A 21,265-nucleotide genomic window follows, 5' to 3' on the forward strand; every position below is an offset into this window, starting at 1 on the left:
GGTATAAATTAAATTTTGGCTGGGCTTACAGTATCTCAACCCTAATTCTTATTGTTAGTATATTTGAATACAAACGATCTATATTTTTCACGTACAACATTTATCCCTAAAAATATGTGTGGCAGATACAGTATCGGTGCAGAAATACAGGCACTGGCCAACAGGCTTAACGTAAAAGTTCCCTCAGATTTTGAGCCTAACTATAATGCAGCTCCTACCCAGCATTTACCTGTAATAAGTAATTATCAACCGTCAGGCTTTACATACTTTCAGTGGGGAATAGTTCCTTTTTGGGCTAAAGATGAGCAAAAAAGATTGATCAATGCTCGTGCCGAGACAATACTGGAAAAAGCAACCTTTAAAAAACCATTCAAAAGCCGCAGATGCCTGGTGGCAGCAGATGGATATTACGAATGGATGAAAACCGATGATGGGAAGTTACCTTACCGTATTTGCCTGGAAAATGAAACCCCCTTCGTATTTGCCGGCATCTGGGAAAGACAGAATGAATTTGAAGATCAGGCCGACTTTTGTATCATCACCACAAGTGCAAGTCCTTCGGTAGCTCATATTCACAATCGTATGCCGGTAATTTTGCATCCCGAGGCGATTCAGTTCTGGCTAAGCGATACAGAAGATTATGAAGGCTTGCAGGATGTACTCCGACCTTTGGAAGATAATTTGATAAAAGCCTATCAGGTCTCTAAAAAGGTGAATAATGTGCAGAATAATTCATTTGCTTTAACCGAAAAAATAAACGCTTGAGAAGGGGCAAAAAAATGCATTGCAATGCTGATGATATCCTTGTAAAGTACCAGTACCTATGCTAGCTTGAAGTTTTTAATGAATAACCCTTAGAAATAATATGCAAACCGAACGTTATAACCCAAGCCAGTTGGAAATTCAGGTGGCTAATGCTATTGAAAGTCTTAAAGGACAAATAGAAGAACAATTAGCCCATAATAAGATTATTGAAATAAAGAATAATACAGATCTGGATAATCCCCAGCTGAACATCTATCTACAGGATGAGGATGGTGACCAACATGAAATTGTGATCAAGGTTATCCAGCGGATTGATAATTTACAGAACGAATAGGCTTATGGAGCATGATGTGCAAATTACCGATAAAGAATTAACCTATCTGGAAGATCTTGATTTTCTGTTGACCCGCCACGGGATCAACAAAAAAATTAATCAACTTCTTCTGGAAACAGAAGCCGGGCTTAAGCACTTTATCCAGTCACACAGCATTCCATTTCCTGATAATATTAAGTATAAAGCCGGAAAAATTGCCAAGGGAGAGAACTACCGTTTGCTCCCTTACTTTATTTTAGACTACCCGCGTCAGTTTCATCGCAACAGCATATTTGCGTTGAGAACCATGTGCTGGTGGGGGCATTATTTTAGTGTTACTCTCCAGCTTGCAGGAAAGTCCCTCAAAGAATTGCGTCCTGCATTGATTGAAAATGCAGAGAAACTACAACAGCAGGAGGTTTATTTATACATTAACGAGGATGATCCCTGGCAGCATCATCTGGATGATAAGAATTATATCTCCTTAAAAACGCTTACTGAGGATGAACTCCGTACTAAAATACGTGAATTACCGTATATAAAGTTAATGTCAACGCTTAGACTGGAAGATTGGGAGGAACTTCCCGATTTTACACTTTTATTTTTCAAGCAAATGTTGGCAGCTCTTTCTCTTTATGAAGAAAGTAACGATGATTAAGTAAAGGTTAACCGCCTATTGAGCAAAAAATTAAATATGAAACGCATCCTAACTATCCTATTCATTACAATGAGCTTCCAGGTGTGGGGGCAAAGTGGTATTATACCTATTGACAGCCTGCGGGGCAGAGGAGAACTGCAAGATGGTAAGCGCGAAGGCCGTTGGACTTTTTTTAATGGTAATGGACAACTAGTTCAACGTGGTCAGTTTGAAAATGGTGAAAAAGTAGGCCGCTGGCTTTTTTTTGATGAGTACGGCAGTATGATGGGCGTAGGTTATTACGAAAAAGGTGAGGCAGAAGGAGAGTGGAAGTTCTATTATCCTAATGGTCAGCTAAAATCCATAACCTACCTTGATAATGGAATTCGTGATAGTACATATACTGAATATCATTATAATGGAAAAATAAGTGTAGAGGGGCAGTTTGATACTGATATTCAAACTGGAATCTGGAAAACCTACTATGAGACCGGAAGTATATATTCTGCCGGAGAATATGTGAATGGTCTGAAGAGTGGCATATGGAAATATTATAATCCCGAAGGTGTATTGATAGCAGAAGGACCCTACCGGCTGGACCTTGAAAATGGTCAGTGGTTCAAATACCACGATAAGGGGCAGCTGGAATCAGTGGGTAGTTTTGTGATGGGCGAAGAAGATGGACCCTGGGGACTTTTCTACATCAATGGACAATTGATACAGGAAGAAGAATGGAGTATGGGCCGCCTGATGAATGTAGGGCCTTACATGTCCATTACGGGTGATACTTTGGATAGTGGTACATTCAAAAATGGTGAAGGTATAAAATTAGCCTACTACAATACCGGAGAGCTTGAGGTAAAAGGCGAATATGAGAATGGTAAGCCCAATGGTGAATGGACTTATTATTTCCGAGAAGGAAAGGTTTCCGGTGAAGGTAAAATGACCAACGGACAGCAGACCGGGGTGTGGACGTATTATTATGACAATGGTAACATTGAATCAACCGGCGAATATACCCAAGATCAGAAGTCGGGGCTATGGAAATACTACACCCGTACTGGCAGACTGATAGAAGTGGTGGAACACGATCCTGTTGAAGATGAAGAGGAGCTTTAACACTGTTATTTCAAGTCCCCGCTAATTCCTACAGGCCTTAATTTAGTCAATTTTTTCAGGATACATACCTTGTAATGTATAGCACAACTTGCATTGTAAGGAGGCAAAGACATCGCTAATATGCACCATAAAAGATAGGTGCATGCGAATTAATATTGTCAGCATTTTTATTATGCTGATATTGTCTGCTCATTTTGCTGGAGCTCAGTCCAGGGTCAACCTTAGTGGTTATGTTTCGGATTCTGAAACCGGAGAGCCTCTACCGGGAGTCAATGTGACGATAACTGAGCTAGGCCTGGGTACAGCAAGTACTCTGGAGGGGTTTTTTCAGCTTGAAGTGGAGGCAAATAGTCCACATCGTGTACAATTTTCATTCATCGGTTATCAAGAGCAAGTTATGGAGCTCAACTGCGCTACAGATACTGTACTAAAAGTGCAGCTATCACCCGCTGTACTTATGACTGATGAAGTTGTAATACGCGCAGATAAAGATGAAAACCAGCATACTCAGCTGGTAGATAGGCTTAGCCTGAATGCTCAGGAGATTGAAAGTATTCCTCATCTTTTGGGAGAAGTGGATCCTGTAAAGGTAGTACAGATGCTGCCTGGTGTGCAAACTGCTGGTGATGGTAACACTGGCTTTTATGTTAGAGGCGGACAGGTAGACCAGAACCTGATTTTACTGGATAAGGCAACCATCTATAATGCCAGTCACTTGTTTGGCTTCTTTTCAGTCTTCAATGGTAACACAATTGGTGAACTGTCTTTGGACAAAGGAGGAATACCAGCTTACTATGGTGGAAGATTATCTTCAGTACTCAACATAGAAACCCAGGCAGGAAATAAAAAAGAATGGAAGGGTAAAGGTAATTTGGGTTTGATTGCCGCCAATATCAAAATAGAGGGGCCAGTGGTCAAAGGTAAAAGTTCTTTGATGATTGCTGGAAGGAGAACCTATTATGACATCTTTCAAAAATCTGTTCTGGAAAACACCTCTCTTCTTAAGTCAAGCCTGGATTATTATTTTTATGATTTGAATCTGAAATGGGATTACTTATTTTCTGATAAAGATAAGATCACTTTAAGTGCTTACACCGGTAATGATCATTTTCAATACGCCAACTTTGAAGCCTTTCAGAATGAAATCAGTTGGGGAAATCAAGCTGCTACTTTGCAATGGCAGCATTCATTCTCACCTCAATGGCTTTCTGAAACTACACTATTTGGTAGTCAGTATGAGATGAGCCTGGGGGCCAAAGTCAGTGGGTATCGTATTCAGATATCTTCTGATGTAGAGGAAAAAGGCGTCCATCAGGAATTTATATACTCTCCCGCTAATAATCAGACACTCACCACTGGCGTTAGGTTTACCCGATATCGTTTTGTGCCGGGAGCCATGCAGGCCAGTACTGAAGAGCAGGCATTAGACTTTGGCGAGGTAGTTCCATTGCATGCCCGGGAAGGAGCAGTATTTTTACACTTTGAATCAGCTTTAAGCGAAAAATTGAGTGCAGGTCTTGGAGTCAGAGCCAGCCTGTTTCAGCAAATTGGCCCTTTTCAGCGGTTTGAAAATGATGAAAATGGCCGTCATCTGGATACACTTTTTTATCAGCAGAATGAACGTATAGCACAGCACTCAGCTATTGAACCCCGTCTCTCTTTGGTTTACAAACTTTCTCAAGTTACTGCACTCAAGGCTACTTTTGACCATAATGTGCAATATATCCATATGGCTCCTATGTCATCCGTGTCATTGCCTACGGATGTTTGGGTGCCCAGTTCCAGCATTATCAAACCTCAAACAGCTAATCAATTTTCTCTGGGATATAACCGCTGGCTGAAAGATCTTGAGCTTAATACTTCACTGACAGCATATTATAAGCTTATGGAAAATCAGCTGGAATATCAGAACGGTGTACTTCTGGGAAAAGGGCAGTATCAGAACTTTGATGATAAATTTTATTTTGGTCAAGGGGATTCCTATGGTTTGGAATGGATGATTAAGAAAGAGAAAGGAAGTATTCATGGCTGGCTTTCTTATACATTGTCACGTACCACCCGAACTTTCCAAGATATCAACCAAGGATTAAGTTTTCCTGCAAAATATGACAGGTTGAATAATCTGTCCTTACTGATCAATTATCGTAAGCATACTAAATGGCACTTTTCAGGGGTATTTACATTGGCCAGTGGCAATACAATGACTTTGCCGGTGGCACGCTATATCATGCAAGGAAATATAGTCAATGAATATGCCGGAAGAAATAATTTTCGTCTGCCAAGCTACCACCGATTAGATCTTTCGGCTACCTATTATCCCGCCCCTACGGGTAGATTCAAATCGTACTGGGTGTTTTCATTATACAATGTCTATAGCAGGATGAATCCTTACTACGTCTATTTCCAGGCCGAAGGTAGCTTGCAAGATTATTCATTAGAGATTAATGCCCGTCAGGTATCATTGTTTCCTATCATTCCTTCGGTATCATATCATATTAGCTTTTAATATTGACGTATGAAGTTTTTCCACGTACTGGGTATTTATTCAATCATATTTTTATCAAGCTTGATATTATCCTGCGAGCAGGATATAGCAGTTGAGCTTCCCAAATATGAGCCAAAGCTGGTGGTAGAAGGGTGGATAGAGCAGGGCAAATATCCGCAGGTAATTCTTACACAGAGTGCTGCCTACTTTGATAAAGTTGATTCAGCTTCTATGCGTCATTCTGTAATCACTACCGCTAAGATTACTGTAAGTGATGGTGAGCAGGAAGAAATTCTGACTTTGAAGAAAAAAGAAGCATTCTTTCCGGCTTATGTCTATGAAGGAAATGAAATAAGAGGAGAAGTTGGTAAATCCTATAGCCTGAAAATTGAATCAAAAGGTAAAACTTATATTGCAGAGACTACCATCCCTGAGGTGGCTCATTTGGACAGCCTTTGGTTTGAACCTCTCACCAATAACGATACGCTGGGTCAAGTATGGGCCAGTGTGCGTGATCCTGCATCTGAAGCCAATCAGTACAGGATTTTTACCCAGAGAAAAGGTAAAGATAAAGGCTATATTCCGGTTTACCTCTCAGCAATCAGCGACGAAATTTTTAATGGTGAAAAAGTTGACTTCACTTTGCTAAGGGGAGCCGAATCGCTAAGTAATGTAACTGATGATCTTTATTTTAATAAAGGAGATACCATTTACGTTAAGTTTTGTACCATGGATATGAACCACTACCGCTACTGGAACAGTCTGGAAAGAGAGCTCTATGCTTCTAAAAATCCTTTATCAGCCTCGGGTAATAAGGTGCTTTCTAATATTCAGGGGGAAGATGTACTTGGTGTGTGGGGAGGTTACGGAGCCTCATACTTTACTATAATTGCGAGATAGATGTCATAAAAAAGCCATCCGGTTACCCAGATGGCTTAAAATTGAGACTTTACTTGTTATTGATTATCCTTCCAGGCTTCTCATAAACTTTGTGAGTTCATTAGAAAGCTCATCAAACCCTTCACCGAAATAGGTTTCCATATCAGACTTGGTTTCATCAGCGAAAATGAATCTCAGGTTTACAGAAGTATAGGACTCTTCTACTTCTACAATCTCCCATTTCTGAGTTTCTTCGTTATAATGATAGCTGTCATAGGTGTAAGTTTCCTCATAAGTATAGAACTCTGAGTCAGCTATTTTTTGCTTTTTGCTAGCATAAAATACAACCAGATTTACAGTTTCATTGAGAACTTCTGCTTCTTTGATAGCCTGATCACTGTCATTTTCTGCTTCCATATCTCCTTCCATGACGACATCATCGCCGTAGATTTCTTCCATTGCATCAGACAGCGTTACAATATCAACATTACCCGCGATCTTGATATCCATTACCTGGAAAAACGCATTGGCCTCAGTAGCGAGGTCTCCCGGGTTCGCATCCTCACTTGCAGAAATCTTTTCAATATTTTCTGTAGTGAAAGTTCCTTTAGCACCTGCACCCATAGAGATCAGAATTTTATCTCCTTTGGTAAGAGAATAGGCAGAACCAACATTTTCACTGTCATTTTTTGCTTCAAATGCGAAAGTATAGCTGCTGATGCTCACTGAAGTTTTAACACTATTAGGAGTGCCATCTTCATTATATGCAGCATTGAAATTATATAAAAGCGCCTGCTTACCTTCTACTTTTAGTTCTGCAACCAACTTAGTAGGTAAGTCTCCTTCATAATCATCTCCCAAAGGATTGGGTGAAGTAATACCTTCATAAGAGTGAATAGTCAGCACGGCATCATTGGAAGTTCCACTTTCGGTAGAAGGAAACTCAAATACGATCTTACTGCTTTCACTATTGTAGTCCCACTTGTCAGTGCTATGGTTATAGGAGTACACCCCAGCATATTTATCGTAATATTCCCGGATGCTGCTAGGCTCCTCTACTTGTGTACGTAGCGTAGCAAAGACATCTTTGACACTAGCCTTGCCATCCTGATATTTTTGAAGGGTACGTGCTGTGCTTAGTATCCTACCATTTATTGGAGCTTCTGATGATTGATCTAGCCAATAAGCGAAACTAGCGCTTGCTTTTACGCCTTGAGCTTGCTGTAAATCATCCATCTCATGGATGAGTTCAATACCATTGTCTTCTAAATTAGCTTTGTTTTGTTCAGTAGTAAAACTGCTAAAATCTTCCGGAATCTCAGTAGTACCAGTGGTAGGATCTCCACCTTCTACGATTTCGTCTTCCTTACAGGCTGAAAAGCATACCGCTAATGCTACTGCAAAAGCAGTGAGTTTGTTGAGTTTTTTCATAAAGTGTTCAGTATTTGTAAATGCTGAACAAATATTTGAAAAATTATATAAATAATTATTTTATTAATATAAAATGTATTGCTGTGTAGGAAATCAGACCAATAAAAAACTTTTTATATTTTTTTTCAGACCTTTTGATGCTATTGAATTGTCAGCGCTAGTATCTCAAGTTTCAGCTTATAAATTAGGTAAAGTTTCTTTTATGACTTTTTGAGATAGAAGAAACCCTTTAGTGAAATGGTTTTCATTTGCTTCCGGAGAGCCACCAGCCAAAAAAAGATTTTAAAAAAGGTAAATATGGTAGTTTAGACAAAAGGTACATGTCTTGTTGTAAAGAAGTAGATTCATCCATAAAAGATAAAATCTGATGGAAAGTATTGCCTTTAAAAAGATTAAAAAAAATCTTACTTACCACTTCCGGGTTTTGAGAAATGATTCTGAGCAGCATCTCATCGTAAAACTTAAAACGTTCCTTAACTTCCCAAATCGGCATACTTCCTTCCTGAATAGAGTTAATGAGTGAGAGGGTATGAGCAGTGATACGGTTAAAAGTATAGCCAGTGGATGGTTTGATCATTCCGGCAGCTCCGCCTATTTTAAAATAACGAGAAGAATAATTTGCCTCATTCTTCAAAAATAACATAGGAATCTTCCCAGTTTCAATTTGTTTGACTGAGTAGGAGGTATTATTGATTTGCGTTGATATATATTCTTTTATCAAGGTATCATACTGATGAGTTGGCCATACTTCAGATGAAAAGACCGTGGCTTCAATCAGACATGATGTAGATGAAAAGGGTAAGACATAAAAGAAAGTGGGCCAAACTGCATCTGATGTCAGGCTAAAATCCATAAGCGTTGCCGTAGAACTATCTAGAATTGGCTCATCAAACTCAACAAACCAGCCACGAAAATGCTGCCAAAGATGTGGAGATAAAAATTGATGTTTTTCAAGTCTTGCATCCAGTACGATAGAAGTATGAATCTCATCACCAGTGGTTTGAACAGTCTGGGTGTACTCATCCTGATTATGGCTTATGACTTTGTCCTTCAGATAATGCCAGTTTGGATGTCTGGTCAATCCTTCAGAAAAAAACCAGTCAAACATTGCGGAGGCAGGAATATAACGATACTGATAAGAGGCTATCTGCTCCTCTTTGCTAAAATCCTTGAAGCTAAATTTTAAGCGGTCCCACTGATGGGTAACAAAATAATCACAAGGATGAGTACCGCTATGCCAAAAACACCAGGACTTTTGAAAGTCAGGTTGAGGGTCAATGAATAAAATTTTTTTGTTTCTGAAGTAAGGCAAATCTTTGATACCCCAGGCAAATTGAAGGGATGAAGCACCTAAACCTACAAGGGTAATATCAAAGTTTTCTGACATGATTGAATGAATATTTATCTGGTAAAGTGCTCAAAACTATCGTCCCAGCTATAGTAAATCAGGAAAGCTTGAATGGGATTTATTACCGGACTTTTAAGATCTAGCTATTAGCATGTCTTAAGTTATTTGTTAAAATTTTAATTGAATATAATAAACGATTATTATGCATAATAAAAATATATCTTAATTTGTTAATTATTATTAACAAATAGTTAAACAAAATTAAATCTTATCTGGTTTTGCCTATTGTATGTTATACTCAAACATTAATAACTATGAATACCTTAGCAAGCCTTTTCCTCTTAGAAACCTTTCCTAAAGATGATCCTGTAGCATTTACTTTCTTTAGCGGCTACATGGCTATGTTTGCAGCCACCATCTTTTTCTGGTTATCCATACCTATGGTATCAGATAAATGGAAAACTTCTCTCATCGTATCCGGACTGGTGACATTCATTGCCGGAGTGCATTATTACTACATGCGGGATACTTATATGGCTACCGGAGAGTCGCCTACAGCTTACCGCTATATAGACTGGACCCTGACCGTACCATTGTTGATGGTAGAGTTTTATCTTTTGCTCAAGCCTGCTGGAGCTAAAGCAGGTTTACTTACTAAGCTGGTAGTAGCTTCCTTATGGATGCTCATTGCAGGTTATATCGGTGAAGCTTTTTATGCTGATAATGGACCTTTAAACATACTATGGGGAATCATTTCAACATTAGGTTACCTGTATATCGTCTATGAAATATATGCAGGCGAAGGAAAGAAGCTCGCTGCCAACTCTAACAAGTTTATCAAATCTGCACAATCCAAAATCACCTGGTTTGTAATAGCCGGATGGGCAATATATCCTATAGGTTATATGCTGCTGGATGGTAACCTTTTATCAGGTCTGGCCGGTGTACTGCCGATAGATTTGGTGTATAATATAGGCGATGCTGTAAATAAAATAGGATTTGGGCTGGTTACTTACTCAGCAGCAATTTCTATGACCAAGCTGGAAAAAGAACAGGGTATTACTGATAATGAGTTGCTTGGAAAGAAAAAAACCACAGTGGCAGGATAATTAAAATTCACCATAGTCTGTGACTCTCGTAAAAAGGCAGCCTTATGGGTTGTCTTTTTATTTGTAGAGGTGTAATACTTTAAAAGGTGTCATCTTAAGCTTCAATCTGCCTCATAAATTTTCCTTGATTAGAACCGGAATTGGCTTCTCTCAACTAACTTTTTTGTTTCCAGCCTTTAAGATATGGCACGAGCTAAAAAAATATTGCATCTGTTTCATTCTGTATTGCTATCAGAGAAATTCCGGAAAAGGTGTGAATTTGCTATTGTTATCATAGCAATTGCCGGCTTTATTATCCATTTGCTTTTCATTGCAATGTCACATTGGGGATTGATAGATTCCTTAAGATTCAGAGATCTGTTAGACAACCCCTTGGTCGCAATCTATACACCATTTTCCTTCATATTGATATATGAGGTTTATTTATTGGTCTACTATCTACCCCAGTCCACCAGCAAGTACGTAGGCAAGCAGTATGAGATCATTACCTTGATCGTTATCAGAAGTATTTATAATGATATAGCAAGACTGGATTTTACCTCTAATTGGTTTGAAAATCAATACGACCTTCAGTTTACTTATGATATCATTGCAACGATAGTCTTGTTTTATCTGATATTTCTTTTTTACAGGCTAAATCAAAAAAGACCTCAGAACACTTCGGAATCCTATCCACCAAAAATGGCCCGCTTTATCTGTATGAAAAAGCTCATCGCAGGAATTTTGATACTGGTGTTTTTTTTTCTGGCTACCTATAATCTTGTGATGTGGATAAACTCCAGCCTCTATTTGGTGAATGACGAGGTTGATTCAATCAAGGATATCAATAAAATATTTTTTGATGACTTTTTTACAATACTCATCTTTACAGATGTAACGCTCCTACTAATCTCTTTGCTCTACACTCATCAATTCAGTTCAGTCATTCGTAATTCGGCATTTATTATTTCTACGACTCTCATCAAAATGTCATTTGGTATAGAAGGTATTGTAGGTACAATACTTACAGTCTTTGCAGTTGCTTTGGGGGTTCTGATTCTAGCGATTCAAAACCAATACAACAGGCTAAATGCAACTTCAGATAATAAATTTTAAACAGAAATTTTGTAGCTTCATATTCACTTAACTTTTCAGATTTTTGAAATTGATTTTTCAGATTTTTTATCAATAGATACTTAAATTTCTTACGAATCAATAAGCTAACACAACTCAAAAAGCCATTCATCAAATCTTGTAAGTCACTATCTCCATGCACAACCTATTTCTAATTTCTGTACTATCAATCTTATTACTTATGGCTGGAAGTTCATATGCTCAATCTGCTGAAGGTGATCCTAATCAACTTTTACTTAAGGATCATCGGCCCAAGTCTATTTACAATATTCCTCAGACTGCTGTTGAAAAAGCAAGCTTCCCCCTGATTGATTTACATACCCACCCTTATGTAAAAAGTGAGGCAGAATTGGATCAATGGGTGCAAACCATGGATGAACTCAACATTGATAAGTCGGTCATTCTTACTTATCAGACCGGTGAAGCTTTTGATTCGCTTTATCAGTTTTTCCAAAAATACCCCGATCGCTTTATTCTCTTCTGTGGCTTTGACTATTCTGCTTACGAAGAAGATGATTTTGCAGAAAAAGCAGTAAAAGAACTGGAACGTTGTTTTGAGGTTGGAGCAAGAGGGGTAGGGGAACTAGGGGATAAAGGCGCAGGCTTATTCTACTCCAAACCCAGCCCGGCTTATGGTATGCACATAGATGATGAACGTATGAAGCCCCTGATTGAGAAATGTGGAGAACTGGGTATGCCGATCAGTATCCATGTGGCCGAGCCTATCTGGATGTATGAACCTATGGACTCCACCAATGATGGTTTGATGAATGCTTACAAATGGCGTCTGGATAACAAAGAAAATATCAAAGGACACGCTGAAATGGTAAAAACGCTGAAGAATGCGGTAAGTGAGCACCCAGGCACCACCTTTATTGCCTGCCATTATGCCAATAGCTCTTACGACCTCTCTATTCTGGGAAAGCTTTTTGATCAGTATCCGAACCTTTATGCGGATATCTCTGCACGTTATGCTGAAACCGCAGCCATTCCACGAAATGTCAACCGCTTCTTTACCCAATATGCCGACCGCCTGGTTTATGGTACGGACATGGGCACAGACAAAGCCATGTACCAGACTACTTTCAGAATATTAGAAAGTGATGATGAGCATTTTTATGATCACAGTATTTCTTCATACCACTGGGCACTCAATGGCTATGGCTTAAGTAAAGAGGTTTTGGAAAAAGTATACAGAACCAATGCACTGAAAGTACTCAATCTTGAGAACTGATTTTTAAATCTTAAAAAATATTTTTCTCTTATACAGCCAATAACACAAGTGCCAGTAAAGGGCAAAGACAGTAATTGAAGCGATTATGGCCATGGTATATGCATTGGCTCCTAACCAACTAAGTACCCCATCGGTAAAAATGGCTGTAAAATCATTGACCCACTGATGTCCAACTGTTTGGGTAAAAAGGTAGATGAAGATGGAGTTCATTCCGACTATGCTGAAAAAGAAAACACCAGCCCGTACTTTCTTGACATCTACCAGCCAGTAAGTTGCTGCCAGCACCAGCAGACACCAACCTCCGCTGACGATGGTAAAAGATGTAGTGGCAATACGCTTGATGATAGGCGTAATACCTGCAAAATCCATCGCATAACCCACTACCAAGCCTATTAAGCCAGCAATCACCAGTGGTTTCAGTTTTTCAGAAGCACTTGTATTTGAGATGAGTATTTTTCCCGCTACCACTCCCCAGATGGTATGGGCTGCGGTGGGCAGACAGTTAATGGTGACCCAACCTCCTCCATTGATTTTACCCATCAACACCGTATCCATCCAGGCCCCAAAGTTTTCACCCTGTATAAAGGGCTTCTCAAAGCCATCAATCAGTACAAAGCGATATAAAATTTCAGTCAGGAGCAAGAAGCCAAAGGAAGCAATGATCTGTGTTTTGATAGGCTGGCGAAAGAGAAAAAAAGTTACCAGTATGGTGAATGAAAGTTGGGTAAGCACGTTCCAGAGTTCCCAAACCAGTTCGCCACTATACACACAATGCAACATTACGCCAAATGCAAACAGCAGGGCACAGCGTTTGAAAATATGATTACGTGCTTTCTTCCAGTCGCTGGGAAAGTGAACCCTTTTTTGTAATGAAAAGACCATAGCTACTCCGACGATAAACATGAAGAAAGGCTGAACAAGATCCCAAAACCTTAGCCCGTTCCATGGATGATGATGGAACTGCAATGCCAAAGCATACAAAAAACTTCCTTCATTGCTAAATTCAAGGGCATGATGATAAAGCTCAGTGGTTTCTCCCACCAATAAAAACATGGTGGCTCCCCGGAAAAGGTCTAAAGAAAGTAGTCGCTCTGATTTGATAGTCTGGTGAGTGTCAGTAGTAGGTTTAGGTTGGGTGTCAATCATGGTAGCTAAGCTTAATTTCCATGAATATAAAAAATAGCTTTTGAAAATCAGGGATTGGGAAAAACTATTGAACAGAAAACAGCCTAAAATAGCTTATTTGTACTGGCAATGGCGATTTTAGCTCCTTTGAATCAGGTTTTCAATTCCTCGTACTACCATATCTATTCCGATTGCTCCTACAAAAAAGCCGTTGATTCTGGTGAGTATGTCCAGGTTTTTATCAAAAGCGACTTTCAGCTTACGAGAAGTAATGCGTTGTCGAATTTCCTTTAAGCCGATTACGAAAGCAAAATTGACCACCATAATGATTATCAGGGAAATTATACTTTCATAAAACATCAATTGGTCACCCATAAGGATAGACAGAGAAATGGTACCGGCACCCACCATAAAAGGCAGCGCAATTTCTGAAGCCAGATCATCCAAATCTTCTTTGATCTGAATAAACCCTCGTTGGCCTTTTACAATAAAAAGGTAGGCAAAGGAAAAGAGAATAACTCCTCCAAAAATCCGAAAAGACTCAAAATAAATCTGAAAAACTTTCTGAAAAATGAAGTCTCCTAACAACAAAAAAAATAAAAAGACAATAAATGAGATTAAGGATGCCCGGAAAAAGACTTTTAGAAAATGCTGGTCGCTTAGATCTTGCATCACTGGTTTTAAGTACAGAAAAAGCGCAAATGGATTGAGCATGACCAAAAAGCCAATGACTACAGATAGGATGTCCATAAAAAATTGATTTATTTAAAAAATGTTGTATTCAAAAATATAAAAATAGAAGTGATACGGAAAACGCTTTTCTTTAAAGATGTAGACAAAAAAAGGGCTGGCTCATTTGCCAACCCTTAAATATTGGATCAATAACAAAATTACTCCACTGCGCCACTTTTAATTTCCTCAACCACATCAGGGTTCAGTAGGGTAGAAGTATCTCCCAGGCTGGAAGTATCTCCCTGAGCGATTTTTCTCAGTATACGACGCATAATTTTACCGGAACGGGTTTTAGGCAAGCCGGGTACAATCTGAATTTTCTCAGGCTTGGCAATGGGGCCGATAATCTTGGTAACCGTTGATCTGATTTCATTTTTCAGGTTTTCTTCAGAACGATCAGTCATATCGCAAATGACAAAGGCATAAATTCCCTGCCCCTTGATGTCATGTGGGTAACCCACTACAGCTGATTCAATCACTTTAGGGTGCTCATTGATCGCGTTCTCAATCTCGGCAGTACCCATTCGGTGACCGGAGACATTGATTACATCATCAACTCTACCTAAAATTCTGTAGTAGCCATCTTCATCACGCTTTACGCCATCACCAGTAAAGTAATAGCCTTTGAATGCAGAGAAGTATGTCTGGCGGCAGCGCTCATGATCTCCGTAAGTTGTTCTTAAAATAGAAGGCCAGGGGAATTTGATGCAGAGATTGCCTTCTACGCTGTTTCCTTTCAACTCTTTACCATCATTATCCAGTATTACTGGTTGAACTCCGGGCAGTGGTAAAGAAGCATAAGAAGGCTTGGTAGGCGTTACTCCGGCAATGGGTGAAATCAGGATACCACCGGTTTCGGTTTGCCACCAGGTATCTACGATAGGGCATTTATTCTTACCTACATGGTCATGGTACCAGTGCCAGGCCTCTTCATTAATAGGTTCTCCCACTGACCCTATTACCTGCAGAGAATCTAGAGAATAAGGCTCCAGGGGCTCTGTGCCATGGGCCTGAAGCGCACGAATAGCGGTAGGAGCTGTATAAAACTGATTAACTTTATACTTGTCCACTATTTTCCAGAAGCGACCGGCATCAGGATAAGTCGGTACGCCTTCGTACATCAGCGTGGTAGCGCCTGCTAGCAAAGGACCATAGACAATGTAAGAGTGGCCAGTAATCCAACCCACATCAGCAGTACACCAGTACACATCACCTATGCTGTATTGGAAAACATTTTGAAAAGTATAATCGGTATACACCATATACCCTCCGCAGGTATGCACTACGCCTTTGGGCTTACCGGTAGAGCCGGAAGTGTAGAGGATGAAGAGCATATCTTCTGAGTCCATCTCTTCGGCTTTACATTCTGAAGAGACACCCTCAATCGCATCATGCCACCAAAGGTCACGTCCGTCTTTCATATTGACTTCAGTACCCGTACGTTTTAGTACAATCACCTTTTCAATGGTAGAGGTATTTTCTAATGCTTCATCCACCACTTTTTTTACTGGGATAGACTTAGCACCTCTGAAATTACCATCGGAAGTGAGTACCATTTTGGCCTCACAGTCGTTGATACGATCGGTGAGTGAAGAAGCTGAGAAACCAGCAAAAACTATAGAATGCACAGCACCGATGCGTGCGCAGGCGAGCATAGCTACAGCCGCTTCAGGTACCATAGGCATATAAATGATCACGCGGTCACCTTTCTGAATGCCGTTGGCTTTCATGGCATTGGCGAACTTGCAGGTTTCCTCATAAAGCTCTCGTAAAGTCAGAATACGGTTTTCATCATCTGGTTCATTAGGTTCCCAAATGATGGCAGGACGCTCACCCTGCGTAAAAAGATGCCTCTCAAAAATATTCTCAGTGATATTGAGCTTACCGTTCACAAACCATTTGATATCAGGTTTCTCAAAATCCCACTCAACAATTTTATCCCATTTTTTTCTCCAGTAAAAAGATTCAGCAATTCTGGACCAAAATTTTTCGGGTTGTTGCACACTTTTATCGTAGTCGTGGATATATCCGGCCAGCGTTTGAATTTTGTGACTCATCGTATTATATATCGTTAGGTATTGTTAAAAAATGTGTTAATCGTAGTGCTAATATTAGCAATTAATCAACTCAATAAAAAGAATTTGGCTTAATGACCACCCGCTCTACCAGCACCTCGGGGGAATCTTATGGTTTCTACAATTTCCTGCACATCTTCTGGTGGTGGAGCAGTAAGTTGACATACAATGATAGAGACAGCAAAGTTGATAAGCATGGCGACAAAGCCGAAACCTTCGGGTGAAATGCCAAACCACCAGTCTTCCGGACTACTTTCACCCAGCAGGTTAAACTTGAACTTGAGCATGTAAAAAATCATAGATAATAAACCTACGATCATGCCACTTACTGCGCCTTCCTTATTCATGCGCTTATAGAAAATACCCATAATGATGGCGGGGAAGAAAGACGCCGCTGCCAAGCCAAAAGCCAGGGCAACTACTGCCGCTACATAACCAGGTGGATTGATACCGAAATAGCCTGCAATGATTACTGCTACTGCCGCAGCGGCACGGGCTACAATCAATTCACCTTTTTCATTAATATCCGGCATGATCTGCTTTTTGATCAGGTCATGGGAAACTGAAGTAGAAATCACAAGCAGTAGTCCAGCTGCGGTAGAAAGGGCAGCGGCCAAACCACCAGCAGCCACTAGTGCGATTACCCAGTCGGGGAGGTTGGCAATCTCAGGATTTGCCAGCACCATGATGTCGCGATCTACATAGAGTTCATTGGGAGAGGAGGAGTCTACATTAGAAACTATTCTTTGTCCATAAGCACCTTCCTCACCTTCTACAAATTCTGGGGTGATACCACTGATCACCGCTCCATTGCTGTACTGCACTACGCCATCTTCATTTTTGTCAATCCAGGCCAGTAAGCCGGTTTGCTCCCAGTTTTTAAACCATTCTGGAATCTCACTATAATTCTTATCAGTTACTGTGTCTATAAGATTCACCCGGGCAAAAGCGGCAATTGCAGGCGCAGTAGTATACAGGATGGCAATGAAAACCAAAGCATAACCTGCTGAGATTCGGGCGTCTTTGACTCTGGGAACCGTAAAGAAACGTACGATTACGTGTGGTAAACCAGCCGTACCTACCATGAGCGCCGCAGTGATGGCGAATACATCCATGGTACTTTTGCTGCCATTGGTATAAGCATTAAAGCCTAATTCCTGACTCAGTCCATCCAACCTATCCAGTAGGTAAGTATCAGTTCCCTCCAAAGTAGCCCCAAAGCCGATTTGTGGAAAGAAATGTCCGGTAAGTTGTATGGAAATGAAGATGGCAGGTACCATAAAAGCGAAGATGAGCACGCAATACTGTGCTACCTGGGTGTAAGTAATGCCTTTCATCCCGCCCAGCACAGCGTAGAAAAAAACAATCGCCATACCGATGATTACGCCCCACTCAATTTCAACCTGAAGAAAACGGGAAAAAACTACACCTACGCCTCGCATCTGTCCGGCTACATAGGTAAAAGAAACAAAGAGGGCACAGATCACGGCTACCGTACGAGCCAATTCTGAATAATAGCGGTCTCCGATAAAATCAGGTACGGTGAATTTTCCAAATTTACGCAGATAGGGGGCAAGCAATAATGCGAGCAAGACGTAGCCTCCGGTCCAGCCCATCAGATATACCGCCCCATCATAGCCCATAAAGGAAATGAGTCCTGCCATAGAGATGAAAGAGGCGGCTGACATCCAGTCGGCGGCGGTAGCCATGCCATTGGCAAGAGGGGGAACTCCTCCACCAGCCACATAAAAATCTCTGGTAGATCCGGCCCTTGACCAGATAGCGATGCCGATGTAAAGGGCAAAAGTGAGACCGACAATGATGTAGGTCCAGATTTGTACGTCCATAGTTTGGTTAGTCTAAATGATTTAGGTTGTTATGATTAGTCAATGCATCAAAGATAGAACACTCTTGTATCAAATGAAGATATCCTTACAAAGATGTAAATTGATCTTTGTTGTGCAAGTACGACCGCTAATACTTATGATTTAAGAATCGCATTTTTTTGCCTATTTGTATAATGTGCTCCAAAAAATGAAATCCTATCCTGCTTTAGTGCATAGCAGTTCTGCCAAAAAATGATGTACTTGTAGAAGTAGAATTTTTTTAAGCTAATACAACCCTTCATGCGTAGGTTTCTGATCTTTTCCGGAGCGATAATACTTATTGCAGCAAGCCTGCTTATGCATTATAATGCTTCACATGAGATCAGCTACAATCAGGATATTCGCCCCATCATCAACAATAAGTGTATTGCCTGCCACGGAGGAGTGAAAAAATCTGCCAACCTTAGTTTCCTTTCCAGAGAGGCAGCGCTGGATACAGCCGAGTCCGGCTTGCCAGCCATTATCCCCGGTGATGCCGGAAACAGTGAACTGATCAAAAGACTTAAACACCACGATCCTGAGCAGCGTATGCCTCTTGAAGCCGAGGCTTTATCGGAAGAAACCATCCAAAAGTTTGAAGCCTGGATCAATGAGGGGGCGAAATGGGAAGAACACTGGGCCTTTATCCCTCCCCAAAAAAATACGGAAGTCCCGGATGCTTCTGAAGAGTGGGGCAATAATGCAATTGATCAGTTTGTCTACGAAAAGCTCACTTCCCAGAATCTGGAGCCTGCTGCTACCGCTGATAAAGCCGTACTGCTCAGAAGGCTTTACCTTGATCTCATTGGCATACCTCCCAGCCAGGAGGAAGCAGAAGCTTTCCTGAATGATGAAAGCCCGGATGCTTACGAAAAGCTGGTGGATAAACTGTTGGCTTCTCCGCATTTTGGCGAACGCTGGGCGAGCATGTGGCTGGACCTGGCCCGTTACGCGGATTCCAAGGGCTATGAAAAAGACCTGAACCGCAACATCTGGCAGTATCGGGATTGGGTGATCCATGCTTTTAACAGGGACATGCCCTTTGATCAGTTTACCATTGAGCAACTGGCCGGTGATTTACTCTTGCATCCCCGTGAGGACCAGTTGATCGCTACTGCTTTTCACCGTAACACCATGACCAATGATGAGGGTGGAACAGTAAACGAAGAGTTCAGAACAGCAGCCGTCATAGACCGGGTATCTACCACTTTTGAAGTCTGGCAGGGAGTGACCATGAGTTGTGTACAATGTCATAGCCATCCTTATGACCCTGTGTATCATGAGGAATTTTATCAGTTTATGGATTACTTCAACAACACCATAGATGCGGATATGTACAATGAGCGTCCGCTGCTGTTTAATTACGAAGAGGAAGATGCACAAAAAGTAAGTGAGTTGGTCAACTGGCTGGATCAACGGCTTCCTGCTGATAGAAAAATAGAGCAAAATGCCCTGCTGCATGAAAAGAAGGAGCAGGTGCTATACAATTCCGATTATCGCAGGGTGGAAGCCGAAAGTATGCACAATAATCATCGCATCATTGAGCTTATTCCCGATGGACAGGATGTGGTGTGGCAGATACAGGACAGTACCTGGATCATGTTTGAAGATGTGGACCTGACCGCGGTAGAAGCCATTTCCTTCCGCTGCGCCACAACGCTTTCCGGAAAGATTGAAGTGAAACTGGATTCTTTACAGGGGCCAAGCCTGGGAGAAGTAACGATTGCTACCACCGGAGCATGGGATAACTTTATGATGGTAAAACCGGAGCCTTCCCAATGGAAAGTATTGTCAACGGCTATTCCCTACACCCGTGGTCAACATGATGTATATTATTTGTTCAAAAAGTACCAGCATACCGGGCAGCATCTGTTCCATCTGGATTGGATTGAATACCATGAGAAGCAGCCGCTGAGAAAAGCTTTTGACCAGGAGTTCAATGAGAAGCTGGAGGCTCTGGCTGCTATCAAACCTATGGCTACTCCCATCATGGGAGAGAAATCTCCTGATAGAGCCAGAACCACTCATATTTTTGAAAGAGGCAACTGGTTGGTACCCGGTAAGGTAGTGAATGCTGATGTGCCCAAGATACTGGGAGATATACCCGAAGACGCTCCTAACAATCGGCTGGGTATGGCCCTGTGGCTGGTCAGTGAAGATAATCCTCTAACCGCTAGGGTGACGGTCAACCGGTTCTGGGAACAGCTTTTTGGTTATGGAATCGTAGAGACAATGGAAGATTTTGGCTCGCAGGGCTTTGCTCCGAGCCACCCCGAACTGCTGGACTGGCTGGCAGTACAATTTATGTACGAGTACGACTGGAGCATGAAAAAGCTTTTGAAAACCATTGTCATGTCGGCCACCTATCAGCAGACCTCCAGCGCTGGCCTGGAAAAGTATGCACTTGATCCTAAGAATATATATTTAGCCAGAGGCCCGAAAGTGCGGCTTTCTTCTGAGCAGATTCGTGATCAGGCTCTGGTAGCCAGTGGCTTGCTTAACCCTGAAATTTCTGGTCCCAGCATCATGCCTCCTCGCCCTGATATGTCAAACTCCAACTGGACAGATTGGAAAACTACCGAAGGCGAAGCGCAGTATCGGCGTGGGTTGTATGTATTCTGGCGACGTACCGATCCCTATCCTTCCATGATCACTTTTGACAGTCCGGTAAGAAATGTTTGTACTTCCCGCCGTATTCGCACCAATACGCCTTTGCAGGCTTTGACACTGCTCAACGATTCGGTATATTATGAAGCTTCCGAGGCATTGGCGGAAAAAATGATGGAAAAAGAAGAGATAGAAGCCCAACTTATTTCAGGCTATCAAATGCTGATGTTCCGTCCTCCCTCCGAAGAAAAGTTAGACTTGCTGAAAGAGCTGTATGAAGAGGCGCTTCAGCATTATCAGCAGCAATTGTTACTGACCTCTTCGGAAGAAAAAGTGAGTTCCGACCTGCAGGCTGCTGAAGAATATGCTTTGAGATTGGTTGCCAATGCCTTATTGAATCTGGATGAAGTCATCACTAAAAACTGAAA

16 protein-coding genes are annotated in these 21,265 nt (G+C 41.2%); 10 read left to right on the top strand and 6 right to left on the bottom strand.

The genetic code is table 11. The annotated features are described in order from the left end of the window. Window positions 1-114 precede the first annotated feature (114 nt). From WJR50_RS05450 to WJR50_RS05475, 6 genes are all read left to right on the top strand, one after another. Complete coding sequence (locus tag WJR50_RS05450; protein ID WP_341292223.1) at window positions 115-765, top strand: SOS response-associated peptidase; 651 nt, start codon at window positions 115-117, stop codon at window positions 763-765. 100 nt (window positions 766-865) lie between these two features. After that, a complete protein-coding gene (locus WJR50_RS05455) occupies window positions 866-1,099 on the top strand; it encodes a hypothetical protein (RefSeq protein WP_341292224.1) in 234 nt (77 codons plus the stop codon). A gap of 4 nt (window positions 1,100-1,103) precedes the next feature. Then, entirely contained in the window at window positions 1,104-1,736 is a 633-nt protein-coding gene (locus WJR50_RS05460; RefSeq protein ID WP_341292225.1) for a hypothetical protein, read from the top strand. Between the two features lie 36 nt (window positions 1,737-1,772). Then, on the top strand, window positions 1,773-2,834 hold the full coding sequence (locus tag WJR50_RS05465; protein WP_341292226.1) for a toxin-antitoxin system YwqK family antitoxin: 1,062 nt from the start codon (window positions 1,773-1,775) through the stop codon (window positions 2,832-2,834). 142 nt (window positions 2,835-2,976) lie between these two features. After that, window positions 2,977-5,340 carry a TonB-dependent receptor gene (locus tag WJR50_RS05470; RefSeq protein WP_341292227.1) on the top strand — a complete coding sequence of 788 codons (2,364 nt, stop codon included), beginning with the start codon at window positions 2,977-2,979 and terminating at the stop codon, window positions 5,338-5,340. A gap of 9 nt (window positions 5,341-5,349) precedes the next feature. Beyond that, on the top strand, window positions 5,350-6,219 hold the full coding sequence (locus tag WJR50_RS05475) for a DUF4249 domain-containing protein (protein WP_341292228.1): 870 nt from the start codon (window positions 5,350-5,352) through the stop codon (window positions 6,217-6,219). 63 nt (window positions 6,220-6,282) lie between these two features. Here the strand turns inward: WJR50_RS05475 and WJR50_RS05480 are convergent, their stop codons facing one another. Beyond that, window positions 6,283-7,629 carry a hypothetical protein gene (locus WJR50_RS05480; protein ID WP_341292229.1) on the bottom strand — a complete coding sequence of 449 codons (1,347 nt, stop codon included), beginning with the start codon at window positions 7,627-7,629 and terminating at the stop codon, window positions 6,283-6,285. Window positions 7,630-7,873: 244 nt separating this feature from the next. After that, window positions 7,874-9,016 (bottom strand): lycopene cyclase family protein, encoded by a 1,143-nt coding sequence (locus tag WJR50_RS05485; protein WP_341292230.1) that lies wholly within the window; start codon window positions 9,014-9,016, stop codon window positions 7,874-7,876. 275 nt (window positions 9,017-9,291) lie between these two features. On the opposite strand from WJR50_RS05485, the gene WJR50_RS05490 reads away from it, so the two are divergent. The 3 genes from WJR50_RS05490 (at window position 9,292) to WJR50_RS05500 (ending at window position 12,433) form a co-directional block, all read left to right on the top strand. Further along, the gene (locus WJR50_RS05490; RefSeq protein ID WP_341292231.1) at window positions 9,292-10,086 is read left to right on the top strand and encodes a bacteriorhodopsin-like; all 795 of its coding nucleotides are present in this window, start codon (window positions 9,292-9,294) and stop codon (window positions 10,084-10,086) included. 183 nt (window positions 10,087-10,269) lie between these two features. Further along, on the top strand, window positions 10,270-11,181 hold the full coding sequence (locus WJR50_RS05495) for a hypothetical protein (RefSeq protein WP_341292232.1): 912 nt from the start codon (window positions 10,270-10,272) through the stop codon (window positions 11,179-11,181). A gap of 199 nt (window positions 11,182-11,380) precedes the next feature. After that, on the top strand, window positions 11,381-12,433 hold the full coding sequence (locus tag WJR50_RS05500) for an amidohydrolase family protein (protein WP_341292233.1): 1,053 nt from the start codon (window positions 11,381-11,383) through the stop codon (window positions 12,431-12,433). Between the two features lie 3 nt (window positions 12,434-12,436). On the opposite strand, the gene WJR50_RS05505 is transcribed toward WJR50_RS05500, so the two are convergent. The 4 genes from WJR50_RS05505 to WJR50_RS05520 form a co-directional block, all read right to left on the bottom strand. Beyond that, window positions 12,437-13,579: an acyltransferase family protein gene (locus tag WJR50_RS05505; protein ID WP_341292234.1), complete on the bottom strand. Its 1,143-nt coding sequence runs from the start codon at window positions 13,577-13,579 to the stop codon at window positions 12,437-12,439. Window positions 13,580-13,696: 117 nt separating this feature from the next. Continuing rightward, complete coding sequence (locus WJR50_RS05510) at window positions 13,697-14,308, bottom strand: MarC family protein (RefSeq protein WP_341292235.1); 612 nt, start codon at window positions 14,306-14,308, stop codon at window positions 13,697-13,699. A gap of 140 nt (window positions 14,309-14,448) precedes the next feature. Next, a complete protein-coding gene (acs, locus tag WJR50_RS05515) occupies window positions 14,449-16,347 on the bottom strand; it encodes an acetate--CoA ligase (RefSeq protein ID WP_341292236.1) in 1,899 nt (632 codons plus the stop codon). Between the two features lie 89 nt (window positions 16,348-16,436). Then, window positions 16,437-18,212, bottom strand: coding sequence for a sodium:solute symporter family protein (locus WJR50_RS05520; RefSeq protein ID WP_341292237.1), 1,776 nt, complete (start codon window positions 18,210-18,212; stop codon window positions 16,437-16,439). Window positions 18,213-18,491: 279 nt separating this feature from the next. Between WJR50_RS05520 and WJR50_RS05525 the strand changes: the two genes are divergently transcribed. Then, window positions 18,492-21,263, top strand: a complete 2,772-nt coding sequence (locus tag WJR50_RS05525; RefSeq protein ID WP_341292238.1) for a DUF1553 domain-containing protein — start codon at window positions 18,492-18,494, stop codon at window positions 21,261-21,263. Window positions 21,264-21,265 lie beyond the last annotated feature (2 nt).

Origin of the sequence: Catalinimonas locisalis (assembly GCF_038039535.1) — a bacterium.
Classification (GTDB): domain Bacteria; phylum Bacteroidota; class Bacteroidia; order Cytophagales; family Cyclobacteriaceae; genus Catalinimonas.